This is a genomic window from Aminobacter sp. SR38, assembly GCF_014843375.1.
GTDB classification, from domain to species: Bacteria; Pseudomonadota; Alphaproteobacteria; order Rhizobiales; family Rhizobiaceae; genus Aminobacter; species Aminobacter ciceronei.
The window spans coordinates 313,002-328,891 of record NZ_CP062119.1; the positions used below are offsets into that span (position 1 = coordinate 313,002).

The following is a 15,890-nucleotide window of genomic DNA, read 5'->3' on the forward strand; positions in this document are numbered from 1 at the left end:
GGTCGTCTGAGGACGAGAGGGTTGAAGGGCACCATCTGCCTAGCAAGCTCCCAAGCCGACCGTCAGCAGTCGACCCCCTATTGGCCCCGAGGGGCGATGCCGCCGAGCGCCAGGCGCACGTCGCCTACCTTTCCGTCTTTACCTCAAGCGCCGCTGCGACGCTGACGAGCGCGAAGGCGCAGCTCGCCCGGTCGCGCACCTTGCGATAGAGAGAGTTGCGTGCGAAGCGGAGCGGTGTGATGTCGATCCCGGTGATCAGTTCGTCCGCTCCGAGTTCAGTCTCGATGTGCGGCGTGTCGCCGGCGAGTCTGTGTAAGTCTCCGAAGGCGATGGAGCGCTCGCCGCTCAGCCCGGTGATGTTCACCGTCGCATCGAGCGCGGCCAGCGCTACACACATGTCGGAAGGATGAACGGAGATGCAGTTTTCCGACGCGCCGAGGATCGCATGCGTGCGGTTGAACCCGCCGGCGGCGTCGCAGCCACTGCCAGGCGCACGTTTGTTGCAGAGTGACGTCAGGTCGTAGAAATAGGCGCAAAGCGTGCGCTGCAGGAGATTGCCACCCACCGTCGCCATATTGCGAATCTGGCCCGACGCGCCGAACAGCACCGCCCGCGCGAGGAACGGGTACTTTTCCCCGACCGACCGGTGGTTGGCGAGCGCCGTGTTCCTGACCGTCGCGCCGATCAACAGGCCGCCATCGTCCCGATCCTCGATCCGGCCATGGTAGGAGCATTGGCATGTTCGGGGGCTATGGGAAGCGAGCGGACTTAGTAGGTCGCTCCGGAACCCGCCAAGTGAAACGAAGGCGCACTTGGGTCGATCCGATACGCTAGACGTCGCGCTCCATCGCGAATTCCGCACAAAGGCTTTCGCCGTCACGGAAAATGGTGGCTACCAGCGTGCGTCCGCCACGCTTGAAGCGTAGGAGGCAATCCTTGGCAGCAATATTGCCTTTAACCTCGCAATATCGCCTTCAACCTCGATTGTATCCCATCCTTCGGCATGGCCGACATAATTGATCGGAACGAGTAGTGCTGGCTCCAGAAGAACGGCACGGCGGGAACCTCAACTGAGCTAGTCGGACTAAAGCGCCGATTGTAAACTGTCAGAAAACTGCGTATATTTCTGACAGGAGATCGGTATGCAACGGTTGAGCGAACAGATTTTGGCGCATGCGGGCGGATTGCCCGAGGGCACGCCCGTGTCCGCGAAAAGCTTGCTTCACCTCGGCAATCGGGCTGCGGTGGACCAGGCGTTGTCGCGCCTGGCGGAGCGTGGCGAACTGATCCGCGCTGGCCGTGGCGTCTATCTGCGTCCCGTGACGAGCCGGTTTGGCACGCGGTCGCCTTCGGTTGAGCAGGCGGTCGAGGCGCTCGCCAGTCAGCGCGGCGAAGTCATCGTGTCCAGCGGTGCGGCGGCCGCCAACACCCTTGGCCTCACGACACAGGTTCCGGTCCGGTCGGTCTATTTGACCTCGGGCCGCACCCGGAAAATGAATCTCGGCAAGCAGGTGGTCGAACTGCGGCACGCGCCGCGCTGGCAGCTCGCCTTGGCCAATCGACCGGCCGGTGAGGCAGTCCGCGCGCTGGCTTGGCTTGGTCCCGAGAAGGCCGAGGGGGCGCTGTTGGCGCTAAAGCGCAAACTTCCGCAGACCACCTTCAACGAGCTGGTGGCGGCAGCGCCGCAGCTTCCGACCTGGCTTGCCCGCAGCGTCGGAAAGGCGGCGCATGGCTGACGCATTCCTCAGCCTTTCGGCCGCGGATCGCCGTGAAGTCTTGGGCATCGCGGCCGACCGGTCCGGTCGCCCGGCGCATCTGCTCGAAAAGGATGTCTGGGTGGTCTGGGCACTTGCCGCCCTCTACGGCTCGCCCCTGGGTGAGCACCTGGTCTTCAAGGGAGGCACATCACTATCTAAAGCCTACGGGGTCATCCGTCGATTTTCGGAGGACGTCGACCTGACCTATGATATCCGCACACTTGCTCCCGACCTGGTGGGCGCCAACGGCGAGGCCTTGCCGAAGACCCGCAGCGAGGAAAAGCGCTGGTCGAGCGAAGTGCGCAAGCGACTGCCCGGGTGGGTGGCGGGAACGGCGCAGCCAACCATCGCGAATGCGCTTGCCAGTGGGGGATTGGCGGCGGCGATCCGCATCGAAGACGACAAGCTGTTCATCGACTACGAGGCGACGGCGACCGGTTCGGGATATGTCGCGCCGAGCGTGATGCTCGAGTTTGGGGCTCGCTCAACCGGTGAGCCGGCGGGTCCGCGCGATGTCGTCTGCGATGCGGCGGGCTTGGTGGACGCGGTGGAATTTCCCACCGCGCGGCCGCGCGTTATGCACGCCGAGCGGACGTTCTGGGAAAAGGCGACGGCGATCCATGTCTTCTGCCTGCAGGCACGACTGCGTGGCGACAGGTTCGCGCGTCATTGGCACGACATCGCCAGGCTGGATGAGGCTGGCCTAGCGACCACTGCGTTTGCGGATAGAGAGCTCGCCCAGGCGGTCGCGCGCCACAAAGGCATGTTTTTCGCCGAGAAGGCGGACGATCGCGAACCGATCGATTATGCGGTCGCGGTCAACGGCGGCCTGCGTCTTGTGCCCGATGGCGACGCGCTGAAGGCGCTGGAGAACGACTACATTCGTATGGTCGAGGACGGGCTGCTGCTGGAGGAGGCCGAGCCCTTCGAGGCGCTTATGGCAAGATGCGCCGATATAGCCGCGCGGGCCAATCGCGTGGGCGCATAGGGGGAAATGCTGACTCGAGGATCGGAATGGCGACGGTGGGAGCCGTATAACGCACCGGGCACCGTCATGAACAACCGTTCAGCGGCACTACGGCGTGGCACGACTCCGGAACCAGCCAAGTGAAACGGAGGCGGCACTTGGGTCGATCCGAAGCGCTAGACGTCGCGCTCCATCGCCAATTCCGCAGCAAGGCTTTCGCCGTCACGGAAAATGGTGGCGACTGCGAGCGTGCGTCCGCCACGCTTGAACCGCACGAGGCAATCCCTGGCAGCGATATCGCCTTCAACCTCGATTGCGTCCCATCCTTCGGCATGGCCGACATAATTGATCGGAACGTCGTAATGCTGGCTCCAGAAGAACGGCACGTCGGTAAATGGTATCCGGTGTCCCAGCATGTTGAGCGCGGCAGTTGCTCCCTGGCGTTGCGCCACGACCCAATGCTCGACCCGGATGTTTTCAGCAGTATGGGGATCGGGCCAGCGCGCGACGTCACCGGCCGCAAAAATGCCAGGCACGCTGGTCTCGAGACAGGGGTCGACGAGCACGCCGCGATCCATGGTAAGGCCTGCAGCTTCCGCGAGACCCAGCCGCGGCCTCACGCCGATGCCAGTCACGACCATCTCGGCGGCGATGGTTCGGCCGCTGCGTAGCTGGACGTCCTTTGCACCGATTCTCGTGGCGGTATCCTCAAGGTGGAAGATGACGCCGTGCTCCTCATGCAGGGCACGGATGAAATCGCCCATCTGCGGGCCGAGTACCCGCTCCATCGGCCTCTTGTCAGGCGCGACTACATGCACTTCAACTCCACGGGTCCGAAGGGCAGCGGCGACCTCCAGGCCAATGAAACTTGCGCCGAGCACGACGGCGCGGCGGGCCGTTCCAGCCTGGGCGATGATGCTGCGGCTGTCGGCCAGCGAGCGTAAGGTGTGGACATGGGGCTGGTCGGAGCCGGGTATGGTCAGCCGGACCGGCTCGGCGCCTGTCGCAAGCAACAGCTTGTCGAAAGCCATCCTCGTCCCATCGGTGAGTACGACGTCGCTCGCCCTGACATCGAGCTCAGCGACCTTGGCCCCGAGACGCAGATCGATACCGTTCTTGGCGTAGAAACCTTCCTTGCGCAGCGGCAGCCAGTCCTGTGGTGCCGTGCCGGCAAGGTAGTCCTTGGATAGGTTGGGCCGATCTACTGGCAGGGATTCGTCATCGCTGAACATGATGATCGGGCCCTGATATTGCTCGCGCCTCAACCTCTCGGCGGCCGCAAACCCGGCGGCACCACCGCCGACAATGACGATGCTATTCGGAGTCCCGGAATCGCCTGCGCGGGGAGCAGGCGAGAGCTTCTTGCGCTTTTCGCCGACAATTATCCTGTCGCCGCGTTGCTCGACCGACCAACAGCCAAGAGGCATGAGCGCCGGTGCTCGCAACGCCTCTCCGGTGCGCAGGTCGAAGCAGGCGTGATGCCAGGGACAACGGACGGTTTCGTCGACGATGAGGCCTTCGGCCAGCGGTCCCCCATAGTGCGAGCAGGCAGCGGCGACAGCGAAAATCTCCTCGCCGCGGCGCACCAACAATACAGGCTCACCATCACGATGGCCGAGAAGCCTGCCGCCATCGGGAAGGTCGGCTATTGCAATACCTTGCGCGAGATCGGGTCCGCTCGCATCTGAATGACTGCCGGCCATTTTCTCCCTCCTTGAAAGCGCGGCTGCCGGAGTTGATCAGGGGGCGCTGGGCTCGCCCAGCGGGCAGCTTCCAGGAGTTTTCCGCCTTTCCATCCGGCAGGCAAATGAATTCAGCTTGCAGGTGAATGCAATTCATTGAGATATGCGCGCCTGGAACCAAGATTTGAGCCGTCGGCCATTACTCTTCCTTCCAGACCGGCACGCGCTTCACCTGAATGGCAACAAGCCGCCGGATCTTCTTGCCGACCATCTCCCTGGAGCCTGAGAAAACGCGCTCTACTTTGAGGAACCCATGGCCGCCAGGGACACTCTCGCACTTCATCCGGCCGGAAAGAGAATCGACGTCGACGTCGCCGAACAGCTGAATAAGGTCCGTCGGGTAATAGACATGGGCTCGCTTGCAGTAGCTGCACCGAACCTCGACCAGATCGCGGGCATCGTTCAGCTTGGAAAGCGGAAAGGGTATGGTTCGGCTCGGCTGCGGCATGAGAACGAAATAGGAACAAACTCCTTGCGGAGTCAATTCACATCACGCTAACCTATGGGCATGAGCGACGAGCAAAATACGGCACCACGCAAGCCCGGCGGCATCTATGAGCACTTTTGCGAGCATCCCGGCTGCAAGAAGCACGGCGGCTGGGGCTTTGCCACTGGCAAGCAAACGCCGCACTGGTTCTGCTACGAACATCGGGCCGAAGGCAGGAAGTATACGGCTCAGGGAGGATCTACTGATGCCCCTTACCCTTGAAATCCCCGGCGCATCGCCAACCGAAACCCAACGGGGCCTGGCAGCAGCTCAGGCTATCCTCGACATGTATGGCGTTACCCCTGAACAAGGCGATTACTCGACATGGAAGGTCGAGAATGCGCACGAGCCGCTCTATTCCCTAGACGGCGAAGACCTGGAACCTACCGAGGAAGACGAGAGGATTTCGGTCATCTGGTACAGAGCACAGGCAGCCGCGGTGAAGGCATGCGGCAAAGACCCGGCTCCATATGAACCCGGTGAGGGTCCACTGGGGTGCAGCCGCGATTGACGGCACCCGCACGCCACGGCAGTCTTCCCCAATGTGCAACCTCTACAATTTCTCATCATCCCAGGACGAACTGCGCGCGCTGACCAAGGTGCTCGACGACATCGCCGGCAACCTCGAGCCGTCGATCGACGTCTATCCCGGCCGCAATGGGCCTGTAGTACGCAACTTCGAAGGGCGCCGGCAACTGGCGATGCTCAATTGGGGCATGCCCACGGCTTCGAACGTGCAATTCCAAGCCACCAAGGCCCGGGCGGCAAAGCTTGAAGCGAAGGGGCAAACAGTCGATTTCAAGGCGCTGCTGGAGAAAGAGCCCGACAAGGGCGTTACCAACATCCGACGGACGGACAGCAAGCATTGGGCACCCTTTCTCGGCGTCGAAAGCCGATGCGTGGTGCCGTTCACCAGCTTCGCAGAGCCGAGCCCGATCGAGGGCGACAAAGACCCGCTCACCGGCCGGCACCGGAATTTCTGGTTTGCGCTCAATGAAGTTCGGTCGCTGGCGGTCTTCGCGGGGCTGTGGACGCCATGGCGCGGCGCGCGCACCATTCGTGACGGCGTCCTCGACTGGGAAGTTTATGCCTTCCTGACGACCAGTCCGAACGCTGTCGTTGCCCCGATCCACGAAAAGGCAATGCCCGTCATCCTGACGACGCCAGAAGAGATCGAAACGTGGCTGACCGCCCCTTGGTCAGAGGCGAGCAAACTGCAGCGTCCGCTGCCTGCCGACATGCTGACCGTAGTGGATCTTCCGGAGACGCAGATCGTTTCACCTCAATCCCAGGCGTCGTTGATCTAGGAGATTCCTCGATGTCGAATACCGGTCATGTCGTCCCACAACAGAAAATGCCCAAGCTCATCGTGGTGGCTGCGTTCAACCGCGACGAGGAAGGCGACCTGAAGCCCGCGTTCGACCCTCGCCAGATGCAGAGCGAAGACGCGGCCAGGCGCTTGGCCAAGATGATCGAGAGCGAGCACGCCGGCGTTATCGCATGGAGCCGGGAAGCAAATCCGGCGATCGGCGAGTATGGCGAGCCCACGATCCTCTACCAGGCCGGCGAAGTCCCCGACATGGAGTGATGGCAAAGTTGCCCGCAAGCCCGAAGCTGGCCGATGTGTGGGCGGCACAGCGCTTACGAATTGGCTAGGTTGCCCTCATCCATTGGGCTATTGCCCGCAACTCTCGCGCGAGCAACACTAAGCCTTGCACGGTGAGGTGCGACGTCGATGCAAGGCCTAAATCCAAGAGTTGAGTATTGCGTCGGCTGCCATGCCCACCCCACCACGCAATGCGGGCGGCCCGACTTGGCAACAACCAAGCGGGCCGCTTTCGCAACGGCTGATCGATGACAGACAAGGACCGGTCTGCGTTCATCCCGCCTTGTATTCCGACGCTGGTCGACAAGCCGCCAGAAGGCGACCGCTGGTCCCACGAAATCAAATATGACGGCTACCGCACCCAGATCCACCTCATCGGCCGCAACGCCTACGGCTACACCCGTAACGGCCATGATTGGTCGAACAAGTATGGATCGGTGCTGGTTGCCGCGCGGGAGACGATCCGATGTGACGCAATCCTTGATGGCGAGATGGTCGTGCAAGACGAGACTGGCCGATCTGACTTCAAGAAGCTTGCGACGGCTATTCGATGGGAGAACGCCAGCCTGCTGTTCTACGCCTTCGACCTTCTGTGGGTGGACGGCAATGACCTATATAAGGTGCGTTGCGAGGAACGACGGTCCCGACTTGAGATCCTGCTCGGCCCAAACCGGCCTGACACCCCTATTCAATTCAGCCAGTCTTTCGAGGGCTCCGGCGCTGAATTTTTCGGCGCAGTGGAAAGGATGGGCCTCGAAGGCATCGTCTCGAAACGCCGCGCGAGCATCTACCGCAGCGGTCCGTCGAAGGATTGGCTGAAAACGAAGGCCTACATGACAGGTGAATTCGTGGTTATCGGATACGAGCGCAAGCGCGGAGACGCACCGTCGCTGCTGCTGGCCCAGGAAACCGATTCCAAGCTGCGATATGTTGGCCGAGCAATCCCGGCCATCCCCCAAGCGCAACGTGATGAATTGTGGAAGGCCATGGAATTTCTCCACACCAGCCACTTCGCGACGACTATCGGTGCCGGCAACAAGGCCGCGGTGCCTGTCCAGCCCGTTCTGAAAGTCATGGCAAAGCACCTGCGCGGCGAGGAAAAATTGCGGCATGCAACGGTGGTGGAGATCCTGGCCCCTTGAAATCCGTCCTCGCCTGAATACGATTTAGGCATAGCGGGAGGATCTGATCATGGGCGACGCTCAGTACCTCAATCACAAGCTCGAATGTCCCTCTTGCGGCACCATTCGCATGCGTATTCCCGATGATGTGCAGCCGGATTCGCCTATCTCGTGTGAGGATTGCGGTCGACATCTTGGTATGTGGGACGATCTGCAAACCGACTTCGAGCGCCAAGGTGGCGCGAGAGGGATATTTCGGATCGACAAGGGGCGCATCAGGAAGGTCGGATAGGACCAAGCGTACCGGCGTTAGCGTTTTTTCGCCAGGAACCGGGCTTCCCTCACAAGGGATGACCACTGATATCCGAGATCCGCAACAAGCTTACGAGCTTGTTGTTCCGTGATGCCGGTCTCTTCCATCAAGCGACGAACCAAGAAGTCTCCCATGCTAAGCGGTTCCCTTGGCTCGTCGGTCATTTCGCCTACCTTTTTCACGCAAAGGCCTACCGCTTCCAGTTGGAATAGAAGCGGCAGGCCTGCTGCTCAGGAGCGAACGACGGTGGGGGGGTGTCGGGTCGCTCCGGCATCATAAATTCGGCAATACGAGAATGGTTCCGCGATATGTGAAAGCCTGCCGTGGGTAAAACTCCGGCAGGCTTTCACCTCGAACGTGGTCGAAAGCGACAACACCACGTCGCCTTGTGCAGGCTTACTGATAATCTACGATTTGGGCTGAGGTTCCCCAAAAAACCAAAAAAGGCCCGCCACCTTTCGGCAGCGGGGTGATTGGGGGGTTAGTCGGCGGTACTGCAAACATGGCCGCTTCAGCCATGGTGCCGCGGCAGCGTTAACGGCCGGTAAACTCAGCCGTGAGTGGCTGCAAAAGGGGTGATTGCCTGCCGGTGCCGATGACGGCGAGACGGGCGGGGACGCCCAGATGGTGGGCGAGATGACTGGTCGCCTTGTGCGGGCCGTTGCTAGAGGTTTGCTTTCAATCGCCTCGAAGGCGACCACGATGCCGCCAAAACACCAGCGCGCCGGAACCAATCAATCTATGCCGCAGGCAAGGCGCGACGAGCTGTGGCAGGCGCTGGAATATCTCCACAGCGGCAAGTTCGCCACGCCGATCGGCGCCCGGCAACAAAGCCGCGGTGCCTGTCCAGCCGGCTCTGCGCGTCATCGCGAGGCACCTCAAGGGCGAAGAGAAGCTTCGGCATGCGACGATAACCGAAGTGCTCATCCCATGAATTGCATATTGCAATCCAAGATGAGTAGCTAATCGAGATTTCTAGGAATACGCTAATTCCATCGGCGGTAACTGTATGGGCATCGCCGGCTGTGAGCGCAGACCAAGCTTCCGCCCCACATTAGAGGACGGAAGCTATGATAGCTCCAATTTCCGCCTTCGACTTCGACATCATCCACGCAGTAATGAGACAGATAGCGGCGTCAGGCTCGACGGCTCCAGACACATTGCGCCAATTGGCTCGGACTGTTGCAGAAGAATACTGCCCGGATGAGGTCTACCCGGATGAGATGATTGATTCCCTGGTCCAAGCAGCACTTGCAGCAGCCGAGAAGAGCCGCCTGCCTGAGTGACGTCTCCCGCACGACCTATGCGACGCCCTGGCGCTGCGCGTCATGATCCGGGAATGCTCTTCGATCATCCGCACCGGCAGATATCCGCCCGTCTCGAGCCAAGACGGCGAAACTGACGGGAACGCCCAGATGGTGGGCGAGATGACTGGGTCGCCTTGTGCGGGCCGTTGCTGGAGATTTGCTTTCAATCGCCTCGAAGGCCACCACGATGCCGCCAAAACACCAGCGCCGGAACCAACCAATCCAAGGGCGAAGATGGTAATCGTGATTGCTGCAGCTGGTTCAGCGCTCGCCACGGATACTGCAAGCACAGCGGCCCCTAGGCCGACCAAAACCTGCAATAAGGCTATCAAGGGAAAATGTGACGTCATGACCAGGTGGCCACTGTCTGAACAGGCTTCAAGAAAGGCGCGCCGGGTCCGATAGGCGTGGTCGGGGTCTGCATCGTAGCCGAAATTCCATTCCGGATGGATGCATTGCATCGGCCAATGCATGATATCGCCGGAAAACACGGCCTCCACCCGTCGCGATCTTACCCTGATGGCAACATGCCCCGGCGTGAGAATGCAGCCGACCGGCCTGCTCGGATGCGCACGGTGAACCCGAAGTACATAGCACGCAATCACCGTGTCGAAGCTGCCATCGCCGCCGCCACCGTAGAAGGCGATTTTGGCCCTTTCCAGAGTTTGCTCGCCGTCCTGGCGCGCCCGTTCGACGAGCAGCCCGAGATGGAGGCATACGCGCGGCCACCAGCAGACGAAGAGCGCGTCCTGCAGACATTCTGCGGAACGTAATTGCGACTACAGCACAGGTTCCGAATGAGACGGGTTGCTGACTGATCGTTTAACCACGCATGGTTCGGCGAGAATGGGGTGGGAGAGGAATGGCAGCTATTGCCGGCTGGAGGGCGGAAGCCGTCTCTGGGATCGACGCGCTTTTTTGCCGACAGCTATCCCACATCAGGGGCTCAAAACCGGACTGTCTGTTGTTTGCCGGCTCCCCAAAGATTCCAGTTAAATGAGTCAGGACTTCCGGCTGGATGAGAGCTTCGCCGATGCTGGCTTTTCGCGGATGCGTATGGCCCGCCCTTCTGGATGTTCGATCTCAAAGGCATTGGTCTTGCGAACGAGGTCGCTTAGCTTGCGGAAGCCAAAATTGCGGGGATCGAAGTCGGAGGATAGGTTCGCCAGCTGCGTACCTACCGCTCCCAGCGGTGCCCAACCATCTTCTGTCTCCATCTGATCGAGAACGCGGCGGATGATCGGCGCGGCCGCACTCGGCGGCTGAAGGGGTTGGGATTTGCGTCCTGCTGCTTCCGTATTGGCCGGCGCATCAGGGAGTAAGTTTTCGGTGTAGGTGAAGCGTCGACAAGCCTGACGGAAGCTCTCTGGTGTCTTCTGTTCTCCGAACCCGAAGACATCGACACCCTGCTCGCGGATACGAGCAGCCAGCCGCGTAAAATCGCTGTCGGACGAGACCAGACAGAAGCCGTCGAAACGGCCGCTGTGCAATAAATCCATCGCATCGATAACCAGGGTGATGTCAGACGCGTTCTTGCCAGTTGTATAAGCGAACTGTTGCTGCGGAATGATTGCGTGCCGTGCCAGAACATCGATCCACGCTTTCGATCTCGAGCTGGCAAAATCTCCATAGATGCGCCGGACGCTGGCCTCACCAATCTTCGCGATCTCATCGAAAAGACCGTCGACGATCTTGGCGGACGCGTTATCTGCATCAATCAGTACAGCGAGGCGCGGGGAACGATTATCGTTGGCCATCACGGGAAGACCTTTCCAGCAGGGAGTTAGTTGTCTGCCTATCACGGGCTTCGTTGAACAGCGATGCCCTAAACTCAGTTCAATCCAGTCTAGTTCGCCGGTCGCCAATTGATATGGAGCGAAGCTTGCATTATCAGACTAGGTGTCAAAGCGGCCAATTTTTGTACACAACTGAGGGTTTCCGTTGGCTATGTCCGTTCATCAAGTCGGCGGCGAAAGCAATCCGACTCCTGCTGAATTCAAACTTCGACTGAGGCAACCTCATTTGGAACGCCATTGCTCGGTCCGAAAAACCGTCGAAATCGTTCTCGATAGTTGGACCTTCCTGATCGTCCGGGAAGCCTTCTTTGGCGTGCGCAGCTTCGAAAAGTTCCAGCGCCGTCTTGGCATTCCGCGCCAGACGCTTTCGACGCGGCTGTCGATGCTGACCGACAACGATATTCTCGTCATCGGCGCCAGGCCGGGCGAGCGCGGCAAAAGCTATTTTCTGACCAAGCGCGGCAAGGATCTGTTTTCGACGATGCTGTCGCTGATGGAGTTCGGCGACAAATGGCTGACGCAGGGGGCTGAGCCTCCGCTGAAACTGATCCACACGACATGCGGTCACACTTGCGATCCGGTCACCGTCTGTTCGGAATGCCATGAGCCGATCAAGGCCCGCGAGGTTTCCTTTCGCGACGGCCCGGGCGCCGGCTATTCACCTTACGAGGTAAAGTTGAAAAGCCGCAGGAGCTCCGATCCTGCTCTTCTGGAGAGGGTCAGGCCGTGTTCTGTGGCGCGCAGCCTGCAGATCATCGGCGACCGCTGGAGCTTCCTGATCATTCGTGAGGGTTTTTTCGGCGTTAGGCGGTTCGACGAGATGATCGAGAAGCTCGGCATCGCCACCAATATCCTGACCGATCGCCTGACGCGGCTGGTCGAAAGCGGAGTGTTCCGCAAGGAGCGCTACGGTGCGAATGGCGATCGTTTCGAGTATCGCTTCACCGAAATGGGTCGCGATCTCTACCAGCCGATGATCGTGATGATGCGCTGGGGTGACCGCTGGCTCTCCGACGGCAAGCCGCCTCTGACGCTCAGGCATCGCCTGTGCAATTCGGATTTCGCGCCCTTGGTGGTTTGCAGCCACTGCAAGCAGCCGATCATGGCGAATGAAACCGACTACGAACTTAGCTATACATTGGAGGAATAGGGGACGCCCTGTTCAAGGGCGTCTGCTTATGCCTTGGGAGATGCCGCAGCGCGCGATGCAAGGCGAGCGCGCAGCTCGCCATAGAGCCCACGCCGCGCCACCATCACGCAGGCGATGAAGACAAGTCCGATGATGAAGGTGATGGGCAGGCCGCTGGTCGAGAGGTAGTGCTCCAGGCCGACGACGAAGGTTGCGCCCACGACGGGTCCGATGAGCGTTCCCATGCCGCCGAGCAGGGTCATGAGGATGACCTCTCCCGACATATGCCAGGTGACGTCCGCGAGCGATGCGAGCTGGAATGCAATTGCCTTGAGCGATCCGGCAAGCCCGGAAAGGGCCGCCGAAAGCGTGTATGCGATCAGTTTGTAGCGTTCGACGTTCAGGCCGAGCGAGGTGGCGCGCTGCTCGTTTTCGCGGATCGCCGCCAATGCGTGACCGAATGGAGAGCGCACGGTCCGCCAGATGACGAACAGGCCGAAGGCGGTGAAGCCGAGCACGACATAATACATCGACGTGGTGTCGCCAAGGTCGACGAGGCCGAGGAACGTGCCGCGGGGTACTGCCTGGATGCCGTCCTCGCCGCCGGTGAACGGCATCTGCACGGCCAGGAAGTAGACCATCTGCGCCAGCGCCAGCGTTATCATTGCGAAATAAATGCCGTGCCGGCGGATGGCCAGCGCGCCGAAGAGAAAGCCGAGAACGATCGAGAATACGACGCCGGAGAGGATCGCGAGCTCGAAGGGAAAACCCCACACCTTGGCGGAATGGGCGGCGATATAGGCCGCGCCGCCAAAGAATGCCGCATGGCCGAAGGAGAGCAGGCCGGCATAGCCGAGGACGAGATTGAGCGCCGACGCAAACAGCACGAAACAGAGGATCTTCATCAGGAAGAGCGGATAGACGAAGGACGGGGCGACGAGCGCTGCCGCGATCAGCAGGATAAGGAGCGCGCCCTTCAAGGAGGCGGTGGAGCGGGCCGGAGCTTTTTCGGCAACTGCGAAATTGGCCATGTCTTATCTTTCTCTGCCGAAGAGTCCGGCCGGCCGCACGAGCAGCACGAGCACCATGATGATGAACACCGCTATCGTGGACGCGGATGGAAAAAACACCTTGGTCAGCCCTTCGATGACGCCGAGCCCGAGGCCGGTCACGATGGCGCCGACGATGGACCCCATGCCGCCGATGACCACGACGGCGAAGACGACGATCAGGAGGTTGGACCCCATTCCCGGACTTACCTGATATAACGGCGCCGCGAGAGCGCCGGCAAAGCCAGCGAGGCCGACGCAGAAGGCATAGGTCAGCGTCAGGAGCAGCGGGACATTGATCCCGAACGCCTGAACCAGGTACGGATTTTCCGTCGCCGCGCGCAGATATGCGCCAAGCCGGGTGCGCTCGATACCGTACCAGGTGACAAAGCAGACCACGACCGAGGCCAGGATCACCCAGGCCCTGTAGGCGGGAAGGAACATGAAGCCGAGATTGTAGCCGCCGCTCAGCGAGGGTGGCAGGGGATAGGCCTTGCCGGCCGAGCCGTAGACATGGCGGAACAGGCCCTCAAGCGCGAGCGCCAGCCCGAATGTGAAAAGTAGGCTGTAGAGGTGGTCCATCCGATAGAGATGGCGAAGGAACAGGCGTTCGACGACGACGCCGAACAAGGCCACCGCCACCGGTGCGATGATCAATCCGGGCCAGTAGCCGACGCCAAGGACGCTTAGCGCGAACCACGCAGCAAAGCCGCCCAGCATGTAGAACGCGCCGTGCGCGAAGTTGATGACATTCAACATGCCGAAAATGATCGCCAGGCCGAGGCTCAGCAAGGCGTAGAACGAACCGTTGATCAGGCCGAGCAGGACTTGGCCGAGCAGCACGGCAACGGGAACGCCGAAAATCTCAGCCATGCCGCAATTCCTTCGAGGTGGACAGGGAGGTCATGATCACACTCCGAGATAGGTGTTGAGGCGTTCCATGTTCGCGTCCAGCGCGTCATTCGCGATCTCGTCGACGACGACACCCTGTTCCATGACGTAGTGACGGTCGGCGATGGAGGCCGCAAACTGCAGGTTTTGCTCGACCAGAACTATGGTGAGACCGCGGGCCTTCAGAACTTTCAGAGCCTCGGCGATCTGATCGACGATGACCGGCGCTAGACCCTCGGTCGGTTCGTCGAGCAGGATGAAGTCTGCGCCCGTGCGCAATATGCGGGCGATGGCGAGCATCTGCTGTTCGCCGCCGGAAAGCCTAGTCCCTGATGTCCGGTTGCGGCCACGCAAATTGGGAAAGAGCTCGTAGATTTCCTCGATGCTCATGCCGCCCGGCAGCGACACCGGCGGAAGCATCAGATTCTCGATGACGCTCAGCGAGGAGAAGATGCCACGCTCTTCCGGCACGTAGCCGATGCCGAGGCGCGATACCTTGTGCGGCGCCAGCGCGAGGATGTCGGCGCCGCCGTAGAGGACATTGCCGCGCCGCTTCCGCACAACGCCCATGATGGTGCGCAGCGTCGTGGTCTTGCCGGCGCCGTTGCGCCCGAGCAGGGTGACGATCTCGCCCTTGCCGACATGGAACTTGACGCCATGCAGGACATGGCTTTCGCCGTACCAGCCATGCAGGTCGGACACGCTGAGACGTGAATACGGCTCACCCATGCGCACCTCCCATATAGGCCTTGCGGACTTCGCTGTTGCTGGAAACGTCGTCGTAGCTGCCCTCGGCCAGGATCTCGCCGCGCCGCAGCACGGTGATCGTATCTGAAAGGTCGGCGACCACGCCGAGATTGTGCTCGACCATGAGGACTGTCCGCGACGCCGCCACCTTGCGAATAAGGTCGGCCGTGCGTCCGATATCCTCACGCCCCATGCCGGCCATCGGTTCGTCCAGCAGCAGGACTTTCGGGTCGAGCGCCAGCGTGGTGGCCAGTTCCAGTGCGCGCTTGCGGCCATAGGACAACTCTGCGGCTGTCCGGTCGGCGGCATCTGCAAGGCCGACGCTTTCAAGCAGAGCCGTCGCTTCCGGATCGAAGCGCTTCAGTTTCGCTTCCGAGCGCCAGAAGGTGAAGGTGTAGCGTTCGCGCGCCTGCAACGCCACACGAACATTCTCGTGCACGCTGAGGTGTGGAAACACCGAGGAAATCTGGAACGAGCGGACGAGGCCGAGGCGCGAAATACCGGCCGGCCGCATCGAGGTTATATCGCGGCCCTGGAAGAATATATGGCCGCTGCTCGGCGACAGGAATTTGGTGAGAAGGTTGAACAGCGTACTCTTGCCGGCGCCGTTCGGCCCGATAAGTGCGTGGATGGTTCCGCCGCGAATCTTCAGATCCACATTGTTGACGGCGACGAATCCGCTGAATTCCCGCGTCAGTCCGCGGGCTTCGATGATGGGTTCATTTTCCGGCACGAGTCCTCCCAACCGGATTGCGTTTTTCTATGCCTGTTTCGCGTCGCCCGGCATTCCGAATTTTTGGCTGCCGCACTTTTTCGCGCCAGGTGGCTTGACAGCTGTAAACCACATGCCGTCTAATAATGCAAGTCGATACCTTTCTTTTCTTGGGAGCAAATGTGCTGCATAACAAGGCCTGAATTGCGCCGGCGTCATTCCGCAACGGTAAAAAAGTCTTGTATCGCAAGTAGGTAAAGAGAGAG

The 15,890-nt window shown here is 60.7% G+C and carries 16 protein-coding genes and 2 pseudogenes; 9 read left to right on the plus strand and 9 right to left on the minus strand.

The window, feature by feature from the left end:
- Positions 1 to 92 precede the first annotated feature (92 nt).
- Positions 93 to 715: pseudogene (locus IG197_RS34790) on the minus strand (xanthine dehydrogenase family protein subunit M); the annotation flags it as partial.
- A 115-nt stretch (positions 716 to 830) separates the two neighbouring features.
- Positions 831 to 1,059, minus strand: a pseudogene (locus tag IG197_RS36535) (pyridine nucleotide-disulfide oxidoreductase); the annotation flags it as partial.
- A gap of 83 nt (positions 1,060 to 1,142) precedes the next feature.
- Between IG197_RS36535 and IG197_RS34795 the strand changes: the two are divergent.
- The gene (locus tag IG197_RS34795) at positions 1,143 to 1,736 is read left to right on the plus strand and encodes a DUF6088 family protein (protein WP_192321518.1); all 594 of its coding nucleotides are present in this window, start codon (positions 1,143 to 1,145) and stop codon (positions 1,734 to 1,736) included.
- On the plus strand, positions 1,729 to 2,745 hold the full coding sequence (locus IG197_RS34800) for a nucleotidyl transferase AbiEii/AbiGii toxin family protein (protein WP_192321520.1): 1,017 nt from the start codon (positions 1,729 to 1,731) through the stop codon (positions 2,743 to 2,745). Before IG197_RS34795 ends, IG197_RS34800 begins: the two co-directional genes overlap by 8 nt.
- A 155-nt stretch (positions 2,746 to 2,900) precedes the next feature.
- Here the strand turns inward: IG197_RS34800 and IG197_RS34805 are convergent, their stop codons facing one another.
- Both IG197_RS34805 and IG197_RS34810 read right to left on the minus strand, forming a co-directional pair.
- Positions 2,901 to 4,427 (minus strand): FAD-dependent oxidoreductase, encoded by a 1,527-nt coding sequence (locus IG197_RS34805; RefSeq protein WP_192321522.1) that lies wholly within the window; start codon positions 4,425 to 4,427, stop codon positions 2,901 to 2,903.
- 178 nt (positions 4,428 to 4,605) lie between these two features.
- Complete coding sequence (locus tag IG197_RS34810; RefSeq protein WP_192321524.1) at positions 4,606 to 4,914, minus strand: hypothetical protein; 309 nt, start codon at positions 4,912 to 4,914, stop codon at positions 4,606 to 4,608.
- Between the two features lie 244 nt (positions 4,915 to 5,158).
- On the opposite strand from IG197_RS34810, the gene IG197_RS34815 reads away from it, so the two are divergent.
- The 6 genes from IG197_RS34815 to IG197_RS34840 all read left to right on the plus strand — a co-directional run bounded on the left by IG197_RS34815 (position 5,159) and on the right by IG197_RS34840 (position 10,073).
- Positions 5,159 to 5,464: a hypothetical protein gene (locus tag IG197_RS34815; RefSeq protein ID WP_067969235.1), complete on the plus strand. Its 306-nt coding sequence runs from the start codon at positions 5,159 to 5,161 to the stop codon at positions 5,462 to 5,464.
- Between the two features lie 31 nt (positions 5,465 to 5,495).
- Positions 5,496 to 6,260, plus strand: a complete 765-nt coding sequence (locus tag IG197_RS34820) for an SOS response-associated peptidase (protein ID WP_192321526.1) — start codon at positions 5,496 to 5,498, stop codon at positions 6,258 to 6,260.
- An 11-nt stretch (positions 6,261 to 6,271) separates the two neighbouring features.
- On the plus strand, positions 6,272 to 6,541 hold the full coding sequence (locus IG197_RS34825; RefSeq protein WP_067969230.1) for a hypothetical protein: 270 nt from the start codon (positions 6,272 to 6,274) through the stop codon (positions 6,539 to 6,541).
- A gap of 266 nt (positions 6,542 to 6,807) precedes the next feature.
- The gene (locus tag IG197_RS34830; RefSeq protein ID WP_192321528.1) at positions 6,808 to 7,701 is read left to right on the plus strand and encodes an ATP-dependent DNA ligase; all 894 of its coding nucleotides are present in this window, start codon (positions 6,808 to 6,810) and stop codon (positions 7,699 to 7,701) included.
- A gap of 49 nt (positions 7,702 to 7,750) precedes the next feature.
- Entirely contained in the window at positions 7,751 to 7,972 is a 222-nt protein-coding gene (locus tag IG197_RS34835) for a hypothetical protein (RefSeq protein WP_192321530.1), read from the plus strand.
- A 1,795-nt stretch (positions 7,973 to 9,767) separates the two neighbouring features.
- Positions 9,768 to 10,073, plus strand: coding sequence for a hypothetical protein (locus IG197_RS34840; protein ID WP_192321532.1), 306 nt, complete (start codon positions 9,768 to 9,770; stop codon positions 10,071 to 10,073).
- A gap of 228 nt (positions 10,074 to 10,301) precedes the next feature.
- Here the strand turns inward: IG197_RS34840 and IG197_RS34845 are convergent, their stop codons facing one another.
- Positions 10,302 to 11,057, minus strand: a complete 756-nt coding sequence (locus IG197_RS34845; RefSeq protein ID WP_192321885.1) for an NYN domain-containing protein — start codon at positions 11,055 to 11,057, stop codon at positions 10,302 to 10,304.
- A gap of 265 nt (positions 11,058 to 11,322) precedes the next feature.
- On the opposite strand from IG197_RS34845, the gene IG197_RS34850 reads away from it, so the two are divergent.
- Positions 11,323 to 12,246, plus strand: a complete 924-nt coding sequence (locus IG197_RS34850) for a helix-turn-helix domain-containing protein (RefSeq protein WP_192321534.1) — start codon at positions 11,323 to 11,325, stop codon at positions 12,244 to 12,246.
- 26 nt (positions 12,247 to 12,272) lie between these two features.
- Here the strand turns inward: IG197_RS34850 and IG197_RS34855 are convergent, their stop codons facing one another.
- Genes IG197_RS34855 through IG197_RS34870 form a run of 4 tightly spaced genes read right to left on the minus strand, consistent with a single transcriptional unit; the run spans position 12,273 to position 15,645 of the window.
- Positions 12,273 to 13,256: a branched-chain amino acid ABC transporter permease gene (locus tag IG197_RS34855; RefSeq protein WP_192321536.1), complete on the minus strand. Its 984-nt coding sequence runs from the start codon at positions 13,254 to 13,256 to the stop codon at positions 12,273 to 12,275.
- A gap of 3 nt (positions 13,257 to 13,259) precedes the next feature.
- Positions 13,260 to 14,147 carry a branched-chain amino acid ABC transporter permease gene (locus tag IG197_RS34860; protein WP_192321538.1) on the minus strand — a complete coding sequence of 296 codons (888 nt, stop codon included), beginning with the start codon at positions 14,145 to 14,147 and terminating at the stop codon, positions 13,260 to 13,262.
- A 36-nt stretch (positions 14,148 to 14,183) separates the two neighbouring features.
- On the minus strand, positions 14,184 to 14,894 hold the full coding sequence (locus IG197_RS34865) for an ABC transporter ATP-binding protein (protein WP_192321540.1): 711 nt from the start codon (positions 14,892 to 14,894) through the stop codon (positions 14,184 to 14,186).
- The gene (locus IG197_RS34870; RefSeq protein ID WP_192321542.1) at positions 14,887 to 15,645 is read right to left on the minus strand and encodes an ABC transporter ATP-binding protein; all 759 of its coding nucleotides are present in this window, start codon (positions 15,643 to 15,645) and stop codon (positions 14,887 to 14,889) included. Before IG197_RS34870 ends, IG197_RS34865 begins: the two co-directional genes overlap by 8 nt.
- Positions 15,646 to 15,890: the final 245 nt, after the last annotated feature.